The organism is Methylobacterium sp. J-048 (assembly GCF_022829515.1).
GTDB lineage: Bacteria > Pseudomonadota > Alphaproteobacteria > Rhizobiales > Beijerinckiaceae > Methylobacterium.
In genome coordinates, this window is record NZ_JAKSYL010000227.1 from 104160 (window position 1) to 123193 (window position 19034).

Below are 19034 nucleotides of genomic sequence, written 5' to 3' on the forward strand. Positions count from 1 at the left end.
CCACGCCTTCCGCAGGTGACGATGTGACCGCGGCCCCCGACCTCAGCCGTGCACGAGCACGTTGCGGAACTGCCAGGGATCGCTGGTGTCGATGTCCTCCGGGAACAGGCCCGGGCGGTCGGTCAGCGGGGTCCAGTCGGTGTAGACGCCGACGACCGGGCCGAGATACGGGGTCTGGACCTCCAGGCAGCGGCGGAAATCCATCTCGTCGGCCTCGACGATGCCGGCCTCCGGGTTCTCCAGCGCCCAGACCATGCCGGCGAGCACGGCCGAGGTCACCTGCAGGCCGGTGGCGTTCTGGTAGGGGGCGATCCGCCTTGTCTCCTCGATGGAGAGCTGCGAGCCGTACCAGTAGGCGTTCTTGGCGTGGCCGTAGACCAGTACGCCCAGCTCGTCGATGCCGTCGACGATCTCGGTCTCGTCGAGGATATGGTGCTGCTCCTGCACCTTGGCGGCGTTGCCGAACATCTCGTGGAGCGAGAGCACGGCGTCGTCGGCCGGGTGGTAGGCGTAGTGGCAGGTCGGGCGGAAGACCGGCTTATCGCCCTCGCGCACCGTGTAGTAGTCGGCGATCGAGATCGCCTCGTTGTGGGTCACCAGGAAGCCGAACTGCGAGCCGGCGGTGGGCACCCAGGTGCGCACGCGAGTGTCGGCGCCGGGCTGCAGCAGGTAGATCGCGCAGCGCGAGCCCTTCTCCTGCTCGCGGGCGTTGGCGGGCTTCCAAGTCTCGTGCGTGCCCCAGCCGAGCTCGGCCGGCTGGTTGCCTTCCGAGACGAAGCCCTCCACCGACCAGGTGTTGACGAACACGCCCCGGGGCTTGGGGGTCTTGGCGCGCTGGGTGTCGCGCTCTGCGATGTGCACGCCCTTCACGCCCAGGGTCTTCATGAGGGAGGCCCACTCGTCCCGGGACTTGGGCTCGGGCGTGGTGACGCCGGTATCCTTGGCGATGTTCAGCAGCGCCTGCTTGACGAACCAGGAGACCATGCCGGGATTGGCGCCGCAGCAGGAGACCGCCGTGGTGCCGCCCGGTTTCTGGGCGCGGGCGTCGAGGATGTCCTGGCGCAGGGCGTAGTTGGTGCGGTCACCCTGGCCGCGGCTCTTGTCGAAATAGAAACCCGGCCAGGGCTCGGCCACGGTGTCGATGTAGAGGGCGCCGAGCTCGCGGCAGAGCTCCAGGATCGCCCGCGACGAGGTGTCGACCGACAGGTTCACGCAGAAGCCCTGGCCGCCGCCCTCGGTGAGCAGGGGCGTGAGCACGTCGCGCAGGTTCTCCGGGGTCAGGGCCACCTTCTCGAAGCGCAGGCCGTGCTTCTCGGCGAGCGCCCGGTGAGTGTCGACCGGGTCGATCACGGTGAAGCGGGCGCGGTCGTACTCGAAGTGCCGTTCGATCAGCGGCAGGGTGCCCCGGCCGATCGAGCCGAAGCCGATCATCACGATGGGGCCGGTGATACGGCCATGGATCGGGTGACGGGACGGCTGTTCGGTCATGCGGTCGGTCCTTGTCTGGCGGACGCCTGAGGTCCGCTCTTCGGCTCGCGAGCGGGTTATGGCGCGCGTATGACAGTGGGGCGACAGGCACGCGCCGCGCGGCCGGCGCCGGCGCGTTCGTCGAATCCCGTCGTCGAGAAGGCCGCTCAATGGCGGCTCGCCCCGCGGCGGTCAACTGCGGCGCACCATTGGCGGTTAAGCGACGATTGACGAGGCCCATCGCAATCATGTTCCGAGTGCATGTTGCCCGCGCGTCCAAGGGAGTGGCGAGCTCCCATCGCATGGCTCATATTGCGCTGCAGCAAAGGTCCCGCACAACGATCATCGCGAAGATGATCGAACCGGGGCCGAGGAAACGTCCGGGATCCTGATACTCGGAGTCGTCATGCTCGCTTTCATCGCCACCCGCATCCCCGGCCCGGTCGCCGAGACCGCCGACCGCGATCCCGGCATCCTCACCCTCGCCTTCACCCTGGCCCGCGCCCTCCGAAACGGGGCCGAGACCGCCTTCGCCCGCCGCTGCGCCCTCGCCCTGGCCGCCGGCGGACCGAGCCCGCTCTGAGACGCCGCGACAGCACGGACCTGCGTCGCCGGACGATTGCCTCACCCCGATTGGGACGTTAGGCGGCTTTGCCGTCAATGGCCCCGGGGGATCGTGATTCTATGTCGACGTTTCGAGCGGTCGTTCGCCTCAATCTCATCGCGACGCTGCTGCTTGCCCTTCCGTTCACGTCGCCGCGTGCCCAGGATGCCGAGCCCGAGGCCCCGGCCGCCGGGGAGGCGCCGGCCAAAGCCAAGCCCAAACCTAAGCCGAAGCCGCCTGCTCCGAAGCCCGCGGCCAAGCCGGCAGCCGCCGCCACGCCCGCCCCAGCGCACGCGACCTGGCCCACCGGCGCCAGCACGGTCAGCGAGAGCTACGGCGACTGGACCATGACCTGCACCCGCCCGAGCGAGAAGGTCACCTGCATCGTCGCCCAGTCCCAGGGCGATTCGCAGACCGGCCGGCGCAAGTTCGGCGTCGAGTTGCAGACTCCGATCGACGGCCGCTCGGAAGGCATCGTGCTGATGCCCTTCGGCCTGTCGATCGAGTCCGGCGTGACCTTCAAGCTCGACGAGCAGACCCTCGGAAAGGGCGCGCCCTACAGCCTGTGCGTGAGCGACGGCTGCCTCGTGCCGATCAGCTTCCCGGCACTCGCGCTCGACGGCATGCGCAATGCCAAGACCCTTCTGGTGACCGGCCAGAAGGCGAGCGGCACCGAGCCCGCCACCATCACGGTGCCGCTGGAAGGGTTTCCGCAGGCCCTCGACCGCGCCGTCGCCCTCAGCGGCTGAGACCGATCGGACCGGATCCGGCCAATCCCCGGGTTACGGTTAAGCCAGCGTTAGCCGCGATGCCCCAAGGTGGATCCCATGTGTGGCGCCGGGCGCCGCGGCCCCGGGCGGGCCGCGCGCCGGGATCGGATCGGCGAGGCGATGGGTTCGGAGGGCAGGCGATCCCGGATCGGCCGATACGGCGGCGCGCTGCTGCGCGTGTCGCTGCCCGCGCTCGCCCTTCTGGCGGTGATCGACCCGGCGCTCGCCGCCCGGCTGATCGGCGCCAAGGGCAACGAATCCGGTAGCGGCCCCGGCGGCTACGGCCGGATCGTGCTCACCTTCGACAAGCCGGTCACCGTCAAGGCGAAGCTCGCCGGGGGCATCCTGTTGCTCGGCTATGGAGAGCGGGTCGCCCCCGGTCCCGAGCATCTCACCGAGGAGATGCCCGCTTTCGTGTCCACGGTCCGGCGCGATCCCGACGGCTCGGGCCTGCGGGTCGCGCTGCAGCGGCCGTTCTGGGCCAACGTGCAGTCCGCCGGCGAGCGGGTGTTCGTCGATCTCCTGCCGGAGGGCTGGTCCGGCCTGCCGCCGCCTCTGCCCCCCGAGGTGGTGGCCGAACTCGCCCGCCGGGCACGGGTCGCCGAGGAGGCGTTGCGGGCGCGCACGCCGCCGCCCGTGCGCAAGCCGCTCACGCTGGAACTCGCCCGGCTCCCGACCCTGACGCGCCTGTCGCTGCGCCTGCCCGACGAGGCGGTGGCGACCGTGACCGCCGAGGGTCCGACGACGCGCCTGCGCGTGACCGGACCCTGGACCATCGACTCGAACGAGGCTCGCGGTCGCCCGCGGCCCGGGATCGCCAAGCTCGCCACCGATTCCGACGAGGGATCGGCCAGCATCCTGGTCACCCCCGCCGAAGGCTATTCGATCACCACGGAGCGCGAGGACGGCGCCTACACGATCGACGTCGTGACCAAGGCGCCGCCGGAGGCCGCCAAGTCCAAGGCCGCCGAGGTCCCTGGGCCCCTTGAGGCGAACGCCGCCAAGCCGGCCGCGCCGACCCCGATCCCCGTCCGGAAGGCCGAGGTTCCGGCCGCCGCGGACACGCCCCCAGAGGCCCCGCCGAAGCGCCAGGCCGGCGCCGGCCTGGTCTTCCCGTTCCAGACCCTGCCCCCCGCCGCCCTGTTCGAGCGCGGCGGCGTCGCCACGCTGGTGTTCGAGACCGCCGAGCCCGTGACCGTTCCGGCGAGCGGCCAGGGCCTCGCGCCGGTGGGAGCGCCGGAGCGGATCGGCGCGGTCACGGTCCTGCGCTTTGCGGTGCCGTCGGGCCGGCTGGTCGATCTGGCTGCCGTCACCACCGGGACCCGCTCGGCCTGGGAGCTGTCGGCGGGGGACGCGCTCAGCCCGAGCGACAGCCTCGACCCGGTCCGCAAGCCGGACCCGACCGGCCGGATCACCGTCGCGCTGGCGCTGCCCAGGCCGGGATCGGCGACCTGGCTCGACCGCGATGGCGAGCGCATCGCCGTGGTCACCTCGGCGGCGCAGCGCGCCATCGGCAATCCGAAGAGCCGCCGCTTCGTGGATTTCGAGATCCTGCCGAGCCGGCACGGCGTCGCGGTGCTGGCCGGCGCCGACGACCTCGCGGTGCGGCCCCAGCTCGACGGGGTGACGATCGGCCGGGAGGGCGGTCTCGCCACCTCCACGGCGGCCCGCAAGGCCGATCCCGCCCTGGCCGAGGCCGGGACCCTCGCGGTCCTGCCCGATGCGTGGGATCGGGCGCGGGCCGGGAATGTGCGCGAGACCCTGCGGGCGCTCGCCAACGCCGCCGCGACGGTGCCGCCGGCCGAACGTGGTCCGGCGCGGCTGGCGCTCGCCCGCGCCAACATCGCCAACGGCTTCGACCTCGAAGGGCTGGCGGCCTTGGAGGCAGCCGCCGCCGAGGATCCGCTGCTGGCGACCCAGCGCGACGTCGCGATCCTGCGCGGGCTGGCGCTGGTGCGCAGCGGCCGCAACGCCGAGGCCCTGAAGGCCCTGTCGGCGTCGCAGCTCGCCAGCGACCCGGAGGCCGCCCTGTGGCGGGCGATGGCCGCGGCCGGACTCGGCGACTGGAAGGCGGCTGAGACCGGCTTCCTCAACACGCTGCCGCTCTCCGAGAGCTATCCCCCGGACCTCGCGCAGCAGATCCGCGCCCAGGCCGCGGAATCGGCCATCGAGAACGGCGATGCCGAGACGGCTGCCGCCCGGTCCGAGGACGCGCCCAACCTGCCGCCCTGGATCCGCGACCGGCTCGCCCTGGTCCGCGCCCGCGTGTCCGAGGCGACTGGCCAGGCCGAGGCGGCGCTCGACGCCTATGCCCGCCTCGAGCAGGTCGCCCAGCGGCCGGTGGCGGCCGAGGCGCAGCTGCGCGGCGCGCTTCTGGCGCGCGCCTCCGGCAAGCTCGAACCGGAGGCGGCGATCGACCGGCTGGAGCGGCTGGCGCTGACCTGGCACGGCGGCCCGACCGAGACCGGCATCTCGGTCGGCTTGGCGCGGCTCTATCTCGGTGCCGGCCGCTGGCGCGACGCCTTCACGGCCTTGCGCCGGGCCAGCGCTTTCGCGCCGAACGACACCGCCACCCAGGCTTTGGCCCGCGAGGCGCGCACCGCCTTCGAGAACCTCTACCTCACCGACAAGGGCGACCAGCTTTCCGGGGTCGACGCGGTGGCGCTGTATTTCGATTTCCGCGAGCTGGCCCCGATCGGGCGGCGCGGCGACGAGGTGGTGCGCCGGCTGGCCGACCGCCTGGTCGGGCTCGACCTGCTGGATTCGGCCGCCGACCTGCTCCAGTACCAGATCGACAACCGGCTCACCGGCCCGGCCAAGTCCGCCGTGGCCGCCCGGCTCGCCACGATCCGGCTGATGGACGACAAGCCGATGCGGGCGCTGCAGGTGCTCGACGCCACCAACCTGCCCGAGCTGCCCGGCGAGCTGAAGCGCGCCCGCGCCCTGGTCCGCGCCCGCGCCCTCTCGGACCTGACCCGCACCGACCTCGCCCTGGAGACGATTGAGGACGAGAGCGGCCCCGATATCGAGCGCCTGCGGGCCGACATCTTCTGGGGCGCCCGCCGCTGGCGCGAGGCCGGCGAATCGCACGAGGCGCTGCTCGGCGATGCCTGGCGCGCCGGCCGGCTCCTGGACGAGCAGGCCCGGGCCGACGCGGTGCGTGCCGCCATCGCGTACGACCTCGCGGGCGAGGCGATCGGCATGGAGCGGCTGAAGGCCAAGTTCTCCGAGGCGATGGCCGAGAGCCCGGACGCCCGCACCTTCGCGCTGCTCACCGGCGCCAACCCGACGAAGACGCCGGAATTCCGCGCCATCGCGGCCCGCGCCACCAAGGCCGAGACCCTCTCGGCCTTCCTGGCCGAGTACCGCAAGCGCTATCCCGAATCCGCCTTGCCGGAGCGCGGAGCCGCGACCGGCGCACGTCAGAGCAGCGCAGAAGCTCCGGGCACGCCGCCGGGTTGAGCGGCGCCTTGGCTCTGGTGATCGACCCCGACCACTTCCTCGAAACCGAGTCCGGCCGCGTCTATGTCGACGCCGCCCTTTCCGGCGCGCGGCACCGGGCGCCGATCATCGCCGTCGCGCGCGGCTATGGCGTGCCGGTGGACGCCGTCTGGATCCGTGTCCCCCTCGCGGTCGCCCTCGAGCGGAACCGGCAGCGGCGAGCCGACAGGGTCGTCCCGGATGCGAGCATCCGATCGGTCGCCCGCCTGTTCGAGCCGCCGACGCGCGAGGAGGGGTTTTCTGCGGTGCGGATCGTCGAGGTCTGATTTCGTCCGCCTATTGCGTCAGGTGGGCGACCTGCAGGGCCTGGTCGAACATCGCGTTGAGCGAGGCCGTGATGTCATCCGGAGAGTTGGCCGTGTAAAAATAGCCCGCCGTGGCACAGCTCTGCAGAGGCGTCGCCAACGTCGGGCTGAAGCCGTTCACCCGGCTGTTCTCCCAGGCGACGGTCCCGCCGTAATCCGTATAGGTTATGATGTTGTACGGGATGTAGAGGATCGAGATCGTCGCGCCGGCGTTCTTCAGCGCCGTGCACAGCGACGGGTCGATCTGCGCCGGCGATGAGCCATCGAAGTTGCCGGCGGCATAGCCTGAGAAGGTCGACGGATTGCCGGGGTAATAATACTTGCTGTTCTTGGTGATGGAATAGTGTTGCCCGTTCTGCATCCCGTCGGTGACCAGGAAGATGAACGGCTTGCGCGCGCTGGTGCTGGAGCCGTCGCCGAATCCGCCCGCATTGACGATCGTCGTCTTCATCTGCGGCAGGACGACCTCGAAATGCGTTCCGCCGGAGCCTGTGCCGGTGCTGGGGTCGTTGTTGGTGTAGAGCTGCGTGGTGCCGGTATCCAAGAGGTTGCTCAAGGCCAGCCGCGGGGATGCCGAGCACTGAGCTGCGATGTTCAGGGTGGCGATCGAGCTGTTGATGTCGGCGAGCGTCCCCATCTGATTGATGAACGGGTACAGGCCGACGCGGTACTGGCTCGCGACCGTGGGAGTCGAGGCCCGCTGGATCAGCGAGCAGACCGCGTTGTTCACCGCGTCCGAGCGCAACTGGATGTTGTTGGCCGTCGCGTATTTCCAGGCGGTGTAGCCCGGGTAATGGCAGGCGAACTGGCAGCCCTGCTTGTAATCCGACCACATGTCCTTGTTGTTGGCGGCGAGCTGGCTCATCCCGGCCGTCGTCGCGGGCAGGCCCATCGAGCCGGAGACGTCCAGCAGCAGGTAGAAGTCGAGATAGCTCGCGAGATCCGCCGAGGCCATGACCGTGTTGGAGAAGTTCGTAGTCGGGGTTCGGAAGATCTGGCCGAAATTGTTTTTCACGGTGGCGCTGTAAATGATGGTCGACTTGAGCGTCTGGCTGGTCCGCACCAGCTGGGGCGTCTGGAGCTGCACCTGCGCGAACGGCACGGTGCCGGCATTGACGTTGAAAGCGCTCGTCGCCTGGGCGATGCCGGCCGCGATGGCGTTGGCGGTGACGTTCGCCTGGCTCGGGTTGGCGGCGATGTAGGCCTTGGCGGTCGCCACGGCGGCGATGGCGGCGGCATCCGCGGCGGCGTCGAGCTTGGCCTTGTCGGTGATCGCCACGCCGTAATCGACCCCGTAACCCAGCAGGCCGACCATCGGCAGCAGGCTCAGGGCGAACAGGATCGTCACGTTGCCGGAGCGCGCCTTCGGGAGGCCCGCGGCTCGGGCGACAAGGCGGCGCGCGCGTTTCAGAAGCCCGGACATTTCACGGCGATCCCATCGTTGCCCGTCGGGTCGAAATTGACCAGCGTGGCGTAGCGCGGCTGCACGTACATCGAGCGGGCGATCCGCACGGCGGGGATGAACCGCGCGCCGAAGGACGGCCGGAAATTGAAGACCACGTCCACGGCCACGATCGAGCCGGGCCCGAACACCGAGCGCGGCAGCGTCGTCCGGTTGGGCGGGGCGGTGTCGGCCGCGGGAAGCTGCGGGACCACGCAGGGCCGGTAATTGCCGCCGGTGGTGCCCGAGCTCGTCCAGGCGACGGCAGCCGTGTAGCAGGCGCTCAGGTCGCTGCCTGAGCAGTTCGACGCCGTCTGGGTGAAGGCTACGGCGGCGTAGGTGATGGCGATGTCCTGCCACCATTGCAGGCCCTGCCGCGGCGCGTCCTTCATCAGGTACGGGAACAGCACCAGGGTGGAATCGTAGCTGAAATGCAGGTCGGCGGCGTTGACGGTCGCCACCGTCGAGCCCGAGGGCGGCATCGCCTGAGAGATCATCTGGCTGATCGACTGGGCGATCAACCCGACCTTGCGGCTCGCGTTGACGTAGGTCACGAGCTGGGTCCCGCCGAGCATCAGGATCAGCAGCACCGGCAGGATCAGGGCGAACTCGATCGCCGAGACCGCCCGCGTGTCTCGGAAGAAGGACGCCGCCGAGGGCAAGCCACCCGCCATCAGAACAGCTCGTTGCGGAATGCCGCCGTCGAGACCGTCAGGTAGGCCGGCGCGCCGTTGAAGGTCGCACCGCCGCCGAGCATCGACGCGAACGCCGAGGGCAGGAAGGTGATCGGATAGATCACCAGAAGGTACTGGAACTGCCCGCGCGTGCCGAGGCTGTACTGGCCGGAACCCGGGGTCAGCGCCGGGATCGCCAGGCCGCTGAGGTCGGATTTCACGTAGGTGTAGTAACCGCTGGGTGACGTTCCAGTCGGCACCACGTACAGGTTGACGACGAGGTTACTGCATTTCAACGTCGCAGGCAGGTTGCTGCACAGCGAAGCTCTGAACCCGGCCTGGTCGAGGGCGTTCCTCTGGGCCGCGCCGGTGAGGATCTGTCGAGCGGCCCGGGTCGTCGCATAATCGAGGGATTGATTGATAAACAGGATCGTGGCCACGGTCATGATGAACAGAAGGGCCAGGATGAACAGCATCGCCACCAGGGCGAATTCGACCGCTGCCGCCCCTCCTCGATCGCGAACGTAGTGGCGCATGAAAAACATGCGCTCTGTTAGCAAGAGATTGCTAAACCCAAGTTAAAACAGCCTTCGATTCTCTATAGACTTACCTTGGTGAATCTTGGGGCATATCCGGTCTGATCGCATCAGGCCGGCGCCGCGAGGCCATTGTCAGGACGCGCATTCTCTCGACGAACCGGCGGCACTTCGGCGGCGCGCGCTCTATCCGCCGTAGCTCTGGACCAGCGATCCGGCGACCAGGGTCCAGCCGTCGACCAGCACGAAGAAGATCAGCTTGAACGGCAGGGCGACGGTGGCGGGCGGCACCATCATCATGCCCACCGCCATCAGCACCGAGGCGACCACGAGGTCGATGATCAGGAACGGGATGAACAGCAGGAACCCGATCTCGAAGGCGCGGCGCAGCTCCGAGATCATGAAGGCCGGGGTCACGATCTCGAGCCCGACATCCTCCGGCCCCTTCGGCACCGGCACCTTGGCGAGGTCGAGGAACAGCTTCAGGTCCTTCTCGCGGACGTTCTTCAGCATGAACGTCTTGAACGGCGCCGAGGCCCGCTCGAACGCCTGGCCCTGGGTTATCCGCCCGGCGACCAGGGGCTCGATCCCGGCGCTGTAGGCGGCGCGCCCGGTGGGGGCCATCACGAAGGCGGTCAGGAACAGCGCAAGGCTGACGATCACCGCGGTCGGCGGCGCCGTCTGGGTGCCCAGAGCCGAACGTAGGATCGACAGCACGACGACGATCCGGGTGAAGGCGGTGGCCATCACCAGCACCGAGGGCGCCACCGCTAGGACCGTGATCAGCGCGACGAGCTGGAGCGCCCGCTCGGTGGTGCCGCCTGCGCCGAGATCGACGCTGAGGCTCTGGGCGAGCGCCGGTCCGGTGGCCAGCACGGCGCCGGCCAGCCCGGCCAGGATCAGGACGCCGCGGTTGCGGGCCGTGCGGCCCCGGGTGTCGCGCGTCGGCGCGTTCGTCGTCACGGGCATCGGGGTCACGGACGGTCGCAGGTGGGGGTTGCCGGCCGCACGTCCGTGCGCCGCGCCTCGAGATTCTGCCAGACCAGCAGCGCCGGCAGGCCGAGCACGACATCGGGGACGCGCCGGGCGAGCGAGAGGGCGATCGCCGTGCCGGCATCGATCCCGAACAGGCCGCAAACCAGCACGAGGCCGCCCTCCTGCACGCCGAGCCCGCTCGGCACCAGGAAGGCGGCGGCCTTGATCGCCTGGCTGAGCGCCTCGATCACCAGGATCTCGGACAGGCTGATCGGGCCGACGCCGATGCAGGTCAGGACGACCGCGACCTCGGCGGCGCCGAGCAGCCAGGCCAGGGCGTGCAGGGCGAAGGACTGGGCGAGGCGGCCGCGCCGTCCTACCGCCCAGACCGTGTCGAGGGCCCCCTGGATCCGCGGCGCCGGCTCGGGACGGGTCTCGGTCTCGCGCACGAAACGCCGGCCCAGAGCCGCGACGCGATCCTCGAGCACGCGCACGATCCCGGTGCGCTGGAGCGCGAAGAACGCCGCGACCGCGAGGCCCGCCACCGCGAGGGTCCGCAATGTCCAGTGCGCCAACTCGGCTGCGGCCGGACCTTCGACTCGGCTCAGCAAGCCGGCACCGAGGCCGGCGAACAAGGCCAGCGTCCCGACCTGGAACAGCATGTCGGCCAGCACCGAGGCCGCCGCCAGGGTCCCGGTCACGCCCCAGAATGTCAGGAGCCGGGCGCCGAGCACGTCGCCGCCGACCGAGGCCACCGGCAGCAGCACGTTGATGCCCTCGCGCACGAAGCGCAGGATCAGGCAGGACGAGGCCGGAGCGGTCGACAGTCCGTCCAGGATACGCGCCCAGGCGAGGCCGCAGACCAGCACCACAAGGACGCGGACCAGCGTAACGCCGGCGAAGCCCACGAAGCCGATCCGCCCGAACGCCGCGGCCACCGCGGACAGATCGTTGGTCGCCACCAGCCAGACCGCGAGGCCGAGGCCGATCAGCGTGCCGATCAGGGGCAACCGGCGCAAAACGGCGAGGCCGAAGCGGCGCATCGGGGAGGCGCGGTCGCCGCTCACGGCCGGCCCGCGGGGGATGTGCGCCGAGTGGCGGGCAAGGGCGAGCGCTCCAGGTTGCGCCAGTCAAGCATCCGGCGGCGATTCGGCAGGTGGCACCGCCGCTAGGGGGGTATTGGGGCCGAATTCGGGGGCGCGCCGCCGCGGTAGCACGGGGCGGAGCACGGCGGCGAGGGCGTCCCGGGGGGCGGAATCGGGATCGAGCAGGACGACGCGGCCCTCCGCCAGGCTCGCGCCCGTGGCCACGGCGACGGCGCGTTTCGGGCAGGGCCCGAGGCAGCCCGACTCGACGATGCAGAGCTTGGTCCGCCCGGCGAGCAGCCCGTCCCTGGCGGCCTGCTTGGCCGCGCCTTTCAGCATCGCCCGCACCGCGCGTGGGCGCAGGCCCTGGCGCTTGGCGCATTTGCTGCACACCACCACGACCTCCGCGAGTTTGGTCTTGGCAGACTTCGTCAGGGCCGGGCGACCCGCTGGGCGGTCCCCGGACTCGGGCGCGACGCGTGGGAGTGTCATCATCGCGAGACTGTACGGCGCGATACCGGGGCCGGCTACGTTGCCCGACGCCGCGGTGCGGGTGCGCTGGGGGGCGGTGCCTTAAAAAGGGCCGAAAAGAACGGGATTCCGACGCGGCGCACGGGCCGTCCTCCGGCCGGTTTCGCGGTGGCGGATCCGGCGCAGACCCAGGAACAGTGAGCGGATGAGCTTCGACGACGTCAAGGACGACACGCGCGACGGCGAACTCGTGACGTTCGCCCCATCGACGATGACCGAGCTGCGCCACGGCGCGGAGACGATTCGTCCGGTGCCGGAGAAGCGCGGCGCCCGGGCGCTGATGGCCGCGGCGCGCGAGCGCCTCGACTGGACCCGCCTGCCCGGCCTCGGGCAGCGCCGGGAGGACACGTCGAGCTACGGCGCGCGGGTGATCCGCCGCGTGGGGATGTTCGTGTTGCTGCCGACCCTTGTGGTCGGCCTGTACCTGTTCGTCTTCGCGTCCAACCAGTACATCGCCGAGGCGCAGTTCACGGTGCGCGGCAACGTCGAGCCGATGGAGAACATCTCGCTCGGCCAGTACACGAACCTGATTCAGAAGCACAACAGCCAGGACAGCTTCATCGTCCGCGACTTCATCGCCAGCCAGACGTTGGTCGAGGCGCTGGAGAAGAGCATCGGCATCTCGAAGATGTTCTCCCGGCCCGAGGCGGATTTCTGGGCCCGGTTCGATCCGAGCGACCCGATCGAGGACCTGACCAAGTACTGGCGCAAGCACGTCGATGCCCATATCGATTCGATCTCGGGCGTGATCCGCCTGTCGGTGCGGGCCTTCACCCCGCAGGACGCCCTGACCATCGCCGGCGAGGTGGTGACCCGGTCCGAGGCGCTGATCAACGACATCTCGAAGCGCGCCCAGGCCGACATGGTCAAGCAGGCCCAGGCGGATGCGACGGTGGCGCAGGAGCGCCTGAGCAAGGCCCATCTCGCGCTGCAAGGCTTCCGCAACCAGTGGGGCGTGATCGACCCGATCAAGACCGCCGAGGGGACGCTGACCACCCTGACGATCCTGCGCAAGGAAAAGCTCAAGCTCGAGACCGACCTGCAGGTCCTGCGCAGTTCGAACCTGGATGAGCGCTCACGCTCGATCCAGACGCTGGTCGCCAATGTCGCCGCCATCGACCAGCAGATGAAGACGCTGCAGGACGAATTGACCAATGCCGGCGCGGCCGCGGGCGGCGGCACCAACCTGACCGAGGCGCTGCTCCAGTACGAGGGCCTGCTGGTCGAGCGGACCATCGCGGAAAAACTCGAGGAATCGGCGCATATGCTGCTCGACCGCGCCCGGGTCTCGGCCAGCAAGCAGCACATCTTCCTGGCGACCTTCGTACCGCCGGTCCTGCCGACCGACAGCCTCTACCCCGAGCGGGGCCATACCCTGATCGTGGCGTTCTTCTGCTTCTTCGTGCTCTGGAGCTCGTCCTCGCTCCTGATCGCCGGCATCCGCGATCAGCGGATGTGAGCCGGCGCCGCAGGGTCTGGATCCCGCGCCGCGCGGTCTGTAGAGGGAGACGGCCCGGTGTCCCGGGCCTCCCCGGTCAATGCGTGAAGTCTAACGGTCCATGTCGGATTTCTCCGATCTCGTCGCGAAGGCGATCCGGCCCTCGATGAGCCGGGCGGAGCGCGAGGCGGTCTACACGGTCGTGCGGCAGGCCGTGCTCCGCCTGCAGGAGCGCGAGGCGCTCCCCCCCGACGACCCACGCGTCGCGCTCCAACGCCACCTCGTCGAGGAGACGATCCGCGACGTGGAGGGTGACGTCGCCCGCTACGAATCCCTGCGCAAGCTCGACGCCGCCTTCGCGGCCCAGAACGAGGCCAACAAGGCGTCCCGCAACGGGCGGTGACGCGGGCTGCGGCTCGGAACGTTCTGCTGTTTCGTCATCGCGAGCGCAGCGAAGCGACCCAGGGCGGCGCGCGATCCCCGGCGGTGGCGTTTCCCTAGGTTGCTTCGCTTCTCTCGCAATGACGGTGATAGCCGCCGCGAGCGCTCTTGATATCCTGCCCTACCCGTAGGCCGCGCTCGCCCGGACGGCGCCGGGCTCGGCCACGTCGAGGCCGGCCGAGACGTACTCGTTGAGCTTGTTGCGCAGGGTCCGGATCGAGATGCCGAGGATCTTGGCCGCGTGGGTGCGGTTGCCGAGACAATGGTCGAGGGTGTCGAGGATCAGGTCGCACTCGACCTGCGCCACGGTCCGGCCGACCAGGCCGCGGGTCGCGGCTTCGGCGGCCTGGACGGCGCGACCGGCGGGCCCTTCGGTGGCGATCGCCTCGCCGTCCGGGGACAGGATCGCGTCGGGGCCGATCTCAGGCCCGGAAGCCAGCAATACCGCCCGGTGCAGGGTGTTCTCGAGCTCGCGCACGTTGCCGCGCCAGGGGTTCTTCAGCACCAGCGCCCGAGCCTCGGCGCTGAGCGGCCGTGTGGGCACGCCGTTCACCTCGGCGTATTTCCGGGCGAAATGGGCCGCGAGTTCCAGGATGTCGGCCGGCCGGTCGCGCAGGGCCGGCAGCTTCAAGGAGACGACGTTGAGCCGGTAGAACAGGTCCTCCCGGAACGTGCCCTTGCGGACTTCGTCCATCAGGTTGCGGTTCGAGGTCGCCAGCACGCGGATGTCGACCCGCACCGGGGCGGTGCCGCCGACCCGGTCGATCACCCGCTCCTGCAGGGCGCGCAGCAGCTTCGACTGCAGGCGCACATCCATCTCGGAGATCTCGTCGAGCAGCAGCGTGCCGCCATTGGCCTCCTCGAACCGGCCGATGCGCCGGGCGACCGCGCCGGTGAACGCGCCCTTCTCGTGGCCGAACAGCTCGGATTCGAGCAGGGCCTCGGGAATCGCCGCGCAATTGACCGAAACGAACGGCTTGCCGGCCCGGTGGGACTTCAGGTGGACGTGGCGGGCCAGCACCTCCTTGCCGGTGCCGCTCTCGCCGGTGATCAGCACCGAGGCCTCGGAGGGGGCGACCTGCTCGGCGAGCTTGACCACCCGCTCCATCGACGGGTCGCGCCAGACGAAGGCGGCGCGGTCGGAGGCGACCGCCTCCAGCACCGCGGCGATCAGCTCGGGATCGGGCGGGAGCGGGATGTACTCCTTGGCGCCGGCCCGGATCGCCGCCACCGCGGTCTGCGCGTCGGCCGAGACCCCGCAGGCGACCACGGGGGTGCGGATGCGCTCGGCCTCCAGGGCGTCGACGAGGTCGCGCACCGCCAGCGACACGTCGATCATGATCAGGTCGGCGCCCTTGGCGCGCAGGACGTTGAGGCCCTGCGGGATCGCATCCGCCTGCGTCACCGAGGCGCCGCGCCGCATCGCGATCTTGGAAGCGGTGATCAGCTCGCCGTTGAGCCGCCCGATCATCAGGAGCCGCATGGTTCGTCCCTCTCAAATGTCGTGGCGTGAGGTGCAAGCCGCCTCGCGAGGCAGCGGTCTCCCGCGCAAAGTCCCCAAAAAATCATTCGCCCTTGACGATCTCGGTCATCGTCACCCCGAGCCGGTCCTCGACGAGGACGACCTCGCCGCGGGCGACCAGCCGGTTGTTGACGAACACGTCGATCGCCTCGCCGACCTTCCGGTCGAGTTCGAGCACGGCGCCGGGGGCGAGCCGGAGCAGGTCGCCGATCGGCATCCGGGAGGAGCCGAGCACCGCCGAGACCATCACGGGCACGTCGAACAGCTGCTCCAGGTCGGCGGCCGTCTTCGGGGTGGTGGGCGTGTCGCGGATCGAGCCCGCGGCGTAGTCGGGATCGGTGTCGCCGAGCTGGGGCAGGCTGAAATCGTCGGACATCCGGACTCCTTAGGCGGTCGGGGGCAGGCCGAGGGCGTCGGCGACGGCGGCCTCGATGCGGGCGCGCTCGCGCACGATGCCGCCGTCGGCCCATTCGATGCGGGCGTCGCCCGCCTGCATGTCGGGGTCGCCCAGCACCACGAGGCGGCCCTCGTAGCCGCGCTCCCGGGCGAGCTTCTTCACCAGGGTTTCAGCGTCCTCGACGAGGCCGTCATGCACGCGCACCACGAGATGGGGCACGCCGCGCAGGTGCTGGAGCGCCGTGCGGGCGGCCTCGCCGATGCTGGCCAGCGGGGCGGCGTCGAGGGCGTCGCCGGCGACTTTCCGGGCGATCAGCACCGCCACCTCGACCGCCTGCGCCTCGCGCTCGGCATCGTGCGCGTCGGCCCGGGCGAGGAGCGCCGCGGCGGCCTGGGCCAGGTGGCTCAGCGCTGCGGCAAGCCGGCCCTGGATCTGGGCCTCGGCCTGGATCAGGCCGTCCTGCACACCCCGGGCATGCGCCTCCACTTCCGCGCGGGCCGCCGCCTCGGCGGCGCGCTGGGCGGCCGGGCTCGGGCGCGGGCTGCGGAAGTCGGTCTCGAACAGGAACGGCTTGGTGGTCCGGGGCGACGCGGCGTTCAATAGACCAGCTCCTCCTCGGCGCTGTTCTTGGCGATCATGATCTCGCCCTTCTCGGCGAGGTCCTTGGCGGTCTCGGTCATCTTCGCTTGCGCCTCATCGACCTCCTTGAGGCGGACGGGGCCGAGCGAGGCCATCTCGTCCGTGAGGTTCTTGGCGGCGCGGGTCGACATCTGCCGCATGAAGAAGGCCCGGGTGGGCTCGTTGGCGCCCTTGAGCGCCCGGCACAGGGTCGCGCCGTCGACCCTCTGCATCAGGGTCTGGACGCTGCCTGGATCGAGCTTGAGCAGGTCCTCGAAGGTGAACATCAGCTCGCGGATGCGCTTGGCCGAGCCGCGATTGGCCTGATCGAGGGCGGCGAGGAAGCGGCCCTCGGTCTGGCGGTCGAAGGCGTTGAACACGTCCGCCATCATCTCGTGGGCGTCGCGGCGCTGGGTCTGGGCGATGGTCGAGACGAACTCGACCCGCAGGGTCTCCTCGATGTGGCGCAGGGCCTCCTTCTGCACCGTCTCCATGCGCAGCATCCGGTTCAGCACGTCGATGGCGAATTCCTCGGGCAGGATGGTGAGCACCTTGGCGGCGTAGTCGGCGCGCACCCGCGACAGCACCACCGCCACGGTCTGCGGGTACTCGTTGCGCAGGAACGAGGCGAGGATCTCGGGATCGACCTGGGCGATCGAGGCCCAGACGCGCTTGCCCGAGGCGCCCTTGATCTCGGCCATGATCAGGGAGACCTGATCGGATGGGAAGATCTTCAGGAGCAGCGCCTCGGTGCGCTCGAAGTTCGACGAGATGCCGCCGCTGTTGCTGAGCCGCGTCACGAACTCGATGATCAGCCGCTCGACTGTGGCGACCTCCAGCGTGCCGAGCTGGACCATCGCGTGGCTGACCTTCTTGACCTCGTCCTCCTCCAGCATCTGCCAGATCGGCGCGCCCTCGGCCTCGCCGAGCATCAGCAGCAGCGCGGCCGCGCGCTGCGGGCCGGGCATCGTCGCGAAGGCGTTGCCGCCCTCGGTCGCTAGGGAATTCGCCAGTCCTGCCGCCATTGTCCGTCCCCCGATCCTCGACGCGCTACTCTTCCTGGATCCAGGTGCGCAGCACCTCGACGGTCTCGGCCGGGCTGGCCCGGACCATGTCGACGACGCGCTGCACGGTGTCGGCCTGGATCTGGCCGTTGATCTTGGCGAACTCCATCAGCCGGGTGGTCGGGTTGTCGCGCTCGATCATCGTGACCGTGGCTCCCGCAGCCGCCGCCGCGGCGGCCTCGGCGAGGGTCGCAGGCCCGGCCAAAGCCGGGGCGTCCGGCACCGGCGCCAGCACCTGCCGCACTAGCGGGCGCACCACCGTGAGAAGGACGATCAGGGTCAGCAGCGCCAGCACCGAGAGTTCGGCCATGCGCAGTACGTCTTCCTTGGTCGGCGCGAGCAGCGACTGGATCAGGCTCGGCTCGCTGAATTGCGGCACGCTCGGCGCCTCGGCGAAGCGCAGGTTCACCACCTCGATCTGGTCGCCGCGCGCCTTGTCGAACCCGACCGCGCTGCGGACCAGGGCGGTGATCCGCTCGATCTCGGCCGGCGGCCGGGGGCTGTAGGTCTGCTTGCCGTCCGGGGCGGTGGCGTAGACGCCGTCGAGCACCACGGCGACGGACAGGCGCTTGACCCGGCCGCCCTCGGCGACCTCGGTCTTGGTGACCCGGGAAATCTCGTAGTTCGAGGTCTCCTCGTTCTTGTTGGTCGCGTCCTTCGGTGCCGGCGGCTTGTCGCCGCCATTGGCGCCGGGCAGCTCGTTGCCGACCGTCACCTGCCCGTCGGCATTGCCGGAAATCGTCGATTCGGTCCGCGTCTGGGTGGAGCGCACGACCCGGCTTTCCGGGTCGTAGCTCTCGGAGCGGCTCTCGATCCGGTTCAGGTCGAGTTCGGCATTGACCTGGACCCGGGCGCGCCCCGGCCCGACGATGCCGGCGATGACATCCTCGATCTGGCCGCGCAGGCGCCGCTCCAGGCCGATCTGCCGGTCCTCGAAGGCACTCGCGGCGTTGGAATCGGCGTCCTTGGCGCCGTCGGCCAGCAGCCGGCCGCGCTCGTCGACGATCGAGACCCGCTCGGGTTTCAGACCTTCGACGGCGGAGGCCGCGAGGTGCCGGATCGCCCGGACCTGGCCGGCATCGAGCTCGCCCATCAGCTTCAGCACGATGGCGGCGCTCGGGGTCTCCCGGTCGCGCTCGAACAGGCGACGCTCGGGCAGCACCAGATGGACCCGGGCCGCCTGGACCCGGCCGATCGCCCGGATCGACCGCGACAGCTCGCCCTCGAGGGCACGCAGGTGGTTCACGTTCTGCACGAAGTTGGTAGACGAGAACGCGTCGCCCTTGTCGAAGATCTCGTAGCCGACGCCGGCCTGGACCGGCAGGCCCTTGCCGGCCAGGTCCATCCGCAGCCGAGCGAGGTCGGCCCGGGGCGCCATGATGGTCTGGCCGGTATCGCCCTTCGATTCGTAGCGGATGCCGCGGCTGTCGAGCTCGCGGATCACGGCGGCCGAATCCTGCATCGACAGGTCGGAGAACAGCACGCCCATATCGGGGCGCGAGACCCGCAGAATGATGAAGGCGAAGAAGCCGATGAGGGTCAGCGTCACCGCCGCCATGGCGGCGATCCGGGCCGGTCCGAGCTTCGTGACGAGATCGAGGACCGGCTTCACGGGATGGTTCGCTGCACTCTAACGCTGGCGGGGCCACACGGCCCGCCCCGGCA

18 protein-coding genes are annotated in these 19034 nt (G+C 70.2%); 6 read left to right on the forward strand and 12 right to left on the reverse strand.

From position 1 onward, the window contains the following. Positions 1-42: 42 nt before the first annotated feature. Positions 43-1488: a homospermidine synthase gene (locus tag MKL09_RS22715; RefSeq protein ID WP_244023940.1), complete on the reverse strand. Its 1446-nt coding sequence runs from the start codon at positions 1486-1488 to the stop codon at positions 43-45. Between the two features lie 385 nt (positions 1489-1873). Between MKL09_RS22715 and MKL09_RS22720 the strand changes: the two genes are divergently transcribed. From MKL09_RS22720 to MKL09_RS22735, 4 genes are all read left to right on the forward strand, one after another. Next, positions 1874-2050, forward strand: a complete 177-nt coding sequence (locus MKL09_RS22720; protein WP_244023942.1) for a hypothetical protein — start codon at positions 1874-1876, stop codon at positions 2048-2050. Positions 2051-2151: 101 nt separating this feature from the next. Then, entirely contained in the window at positions 2152-2820 is a 669-nt protein-coding gene (locus tag MKL09_RS22725) for an invasion associated locus B family protein (protein ID WP_244023944.1), read from the forward strand. Between the two features lie 141 nt (positions 2821-2961). After that, complete coding sequence (locus MKL09_RS22730) at positions 2962-6303, forward strand: hypothetical protein (protein WP_409566968.1); 3342 nt, start codon at positions 2962-2964, stop codon at positions 6301-6303. A gap of 17 nt (positions 6304-6320) precedes the next feature. Beyond that, positions 6321-6608: an AAA family ATPase gene (locus MKL09_RS22735; protein WP_244024020.1), complete on the forward strand. Its 288-nt coding sequence runs from the start codon at positions 6321-6323 to the stop codon at positions 6606-6608. A gap of 10 nt (positions 6609-6618) precedes the next feature. Here the strand turns inward: MKL09_RS22735 and MKL09_RS22740 are convergent, their stop codons facing one another. The 6 genes from MKL09_RS22740 to MKL09_RS22765 form a co-directional block, all read right to left on the reverse strand. Further along, positions 6619-8070: a pilus assembly protein TadG-related protein gene (locus MKL09_RS22740; protein WP_244023948.1), complete on the reverse strand. Its 1452-nt coding sequence runs from the start codon at positions 8068-8070 to the stop codon at positions 6619-6621. Next, positions 8055-8762: a TadE/TadG family type IV pilus assembly protein gene (locus MKL09_RS22745; RefSeq protein WP_244023951.1), complete on the reverse strand. Its 708-nt coding sequence runs from the start codon at positions 8760-8762 to the stop codon at positions 8055-8057. The genes MKL09_RS22740 and MKL09_RS22745 overlap by 16 nt, the downstream gene beginning before the upstream one ends. Continuing rightward, positions 8762-9298 carry a TadE/TadG family type IV pilus assembly protein gene (locus tag MKL09_RS22750; protein WP_244023952.1) on the reverse strand — a complete coding sequence of 179 codons (537 nt, stop codon included), beginning with the start codon at positions 9296-9298 and terminating at the stop codon, positions 8762-8764. Before MKL09_RS22750 ends, MKL09_RS22745 begins: the two co-directional genes overlap by 1 nt. 186 nt (positions 9299-9484) lie before the next feature. Next, the gene (gene fliP / locus MKL09_RS22755; protein WP_244023954.1) at positions 9485-10267 is read right to left on the reverse strand and encodes a flagellar type III secretion system pore protein FliP; all 783 of its coding nucleotides are present in this window, start codon (positions 10265-10267) and stop codon (positions 9485-9487) included. A gap of 5 nt (positions 10268-10272) precedes the next feature. After that, on the reverse strand, positions 10273-11316 hold the full coding sequence (locus MKL09_RS22760; RefSeq protein WP_279606068.1) for a lysylphosphatidylglycerol synthase domain-containing protein: 1044 nt from the start codon (positions 11314-11316) through the stop codon (positions 10273-10275). Between the two features lie 87 nt (positions 11317-11403). Then, the gene (locus MKL09_RS22765) at positions 11404-11754 is read right to left on the reverse strand and encodes a hypothetical protein (protein ID WP_244023958.1); all 351 of its coding nucleotides are present in this window, start codon (positions 11752-11754) and stop codon (positions 11404-11406) included. A 280-nt stretch (positions 11755-12034) separates the two neighbouring features. On the opposite strand from MKL09_RS22765, the gene MKL09_RS22770 reads away from it, so the two are divergent. Then, complete coding sequence (locus tag MKL09_RS22770) at positions 12035-13348, forward strand: capsule biosynthesis protein (RefSeq protein ID WP_244023960.1); 1314 nt, start codon at positions 12035-12037, stop codon at positions 13346-13348. A 100-nt stretch (positions 13349-13448) separates the two neighbouring features. Next, positions 13449-13730 (forward strand): hypothetical protein, encoded by a 282-nt coding sequence (locus MKL09_RS22775; protein WP_243963210.1) that lies wholly within the window; start codon positions 13449-13451, stop codon positions 13728-13730. A gap of 159 nt (positions 13731-13889) precedes the next feature. On the opposite strand, the gene MKL09_RS22780 is transcribed toward MKL09_RS22775, so the two are convergent. The 5 genes from MKL09_RS22780 to fliF form a co-directional block, all read right to left on the reverse strand. Further along, a complete protein-coding gene (locus tag MKL09_RS22780; protein ID WP_244023962.1) occupies positions 13890-15251 on the reverse strand; it encodes a sigma-54-dependent transcriptional regulator in 1362 nt (453 codons plus the stop codon). 82 nt (positions 15252-15333) lie between these two features. After that, on the reverse strand, positions 15334-15666 hold the full coding sequence (gene fliN / locus MKL09_RS22785; protein WP_058194015.1) for a flagellar motor switch protein FliN: 333 nt from the start codon (positions 15664-15666) through the stop codon (positions 15334-15336). Between the two features lie 9 nt (positions 15667-15675). Next, a complete protein-coding gene (locus MKL09_RS22790; protein ID WP_244023964.1) occupies positions 15676-16287 on the reverse strand; it encodes a FliH/SctL family protein in 612 nt (203 codons plus the stop codon). After that, positions 16284-17330 (reverse strand): flagellar motor switch protein FliG, encoded by a 1047-nt coding sequence (locus MKL09_RS22795; RefSeq protein WP_244023966.1) that lies wholly within the window; start codon positions 17328-17330, stop codon positions 16284-16286. Before MKL09_RS22795 ends, MKL09_RS22790 begins: the two co-directional genes overlap by 4 nt. Before the next feature lie 25 nt (positions 17331-17355). Beyond that, on the reverse strand, positions 17356-18981 hold the full coding sequence (gene fliF, locus MKL09_RS22800) for a flagellar basal-body MS-ring/collar protein FliF (protein WP_244023968.1): 1626 nt from the start codon (positions 18979-18981) through the stop codon (positions 17356-17358). Between the last annotated feature and the right edge of the window lie 53 nt (positions 18982-19034).

Bases quoted from the DNA above. Each gene is read 5' to 3' on its own strand.
- MKL09_RS22715 (WP_244023940.1), bottom strand. From the start codon at position 1,488: ATGACCGAACAGCCGTCCCGTCACCCGATCCATGGCCGTATCACCGGC.
- MKL09_RS22720 (WP_244023942.1), top strand. From the start codon at position 1,874: ATGCTCGCTTTCATCGCCACCCGCATCCCCGGCCCGGTCGCCGAGACC.
- MKL09_RS22725 (WP_244023944.1), top strand. From the start codon at position 2,152: ATGTCGACGTTTCGAGCGGTCGTTCGCCTCAATCTCATCGCGACGCTG.
- MKL09_RS22730 (WP_409566968.1), top strand. From the start codon at position 2,962: ATGGGTTCGGAGGGCAGGCGATCCCGGATCGGCCGATACGGCGGCGCG.
- MKL09_RS22740 (WP_244023948.1), bottom strand. From the start codon at position 8,070: ATGTCCGGGCTTCTGAAACGCGCGCGCCGCCTTGTCGCCCGAGCCGCG.
- MKL09_RS22745 (WP_244023951.1), bottom strand. From the start codon at position 8,762: ATGGCGGGTGGCTTGCCCTCGGCGGCGTCCTTCTTCCGAGACACGCGG.
- MKL09_RS22750 (WP_244023952.1), bottom strand. From the start codon at position 9,298: ATGCGCCACTACGTTCGCGATCGAGGAGGGGCGGCAGCGGTCGAATTC.
- fliP (WP_244023954.1), bottom strand. From the start codon at position 10,267: ATGCCCGTGACGACGAACGCGCCGACGCGCGACACCCGGGGCCGCACG.
- MKL09_RS22760 (WP_279606068.1), bottom strand. From the start codon at position 11,316: ATGCGCCGCTTCGGCCTCGCCGTTTTGCGCCGGTTGCCCCTGATCGGC.
- MKL09_RS22770 (WP_244023960.1), top strand. From the start codon at position 12,035: ATGAGCTTCGACGACGTCAAGGACGACACGCGCGACGGCGAACTCGTG.
- MKL09_RS22775 (WP_243963210.1), top strand. From the start codon at position 13,449: ATGTCGGATTTCTCCGATCTCGTCGCGAAGGCGATCCGGCCCTCGATG.
- MKL09_RS22780 (WP_244023962.1), bottom strand. From the start codon at position 15,251: ATGCGGCTCCTGATGATCGGGCGGCTCAACGGCGAGCTGATCACCGCT.
- fliN (WP_058194015.1), bottom strand. From the start codon at position 15,666: ATGTCCGACGATTTCAGCCTGCCCCAGCTCGGCGACACCGATCCCGAC.
- MKL09_RS22795 (WP_244023966.1), bottom strand. From the start codon at position 17,330: ATGGCGGCAGGACTGGCGAATTCCCTAGCGACCGAGGGCGGCAACGCC.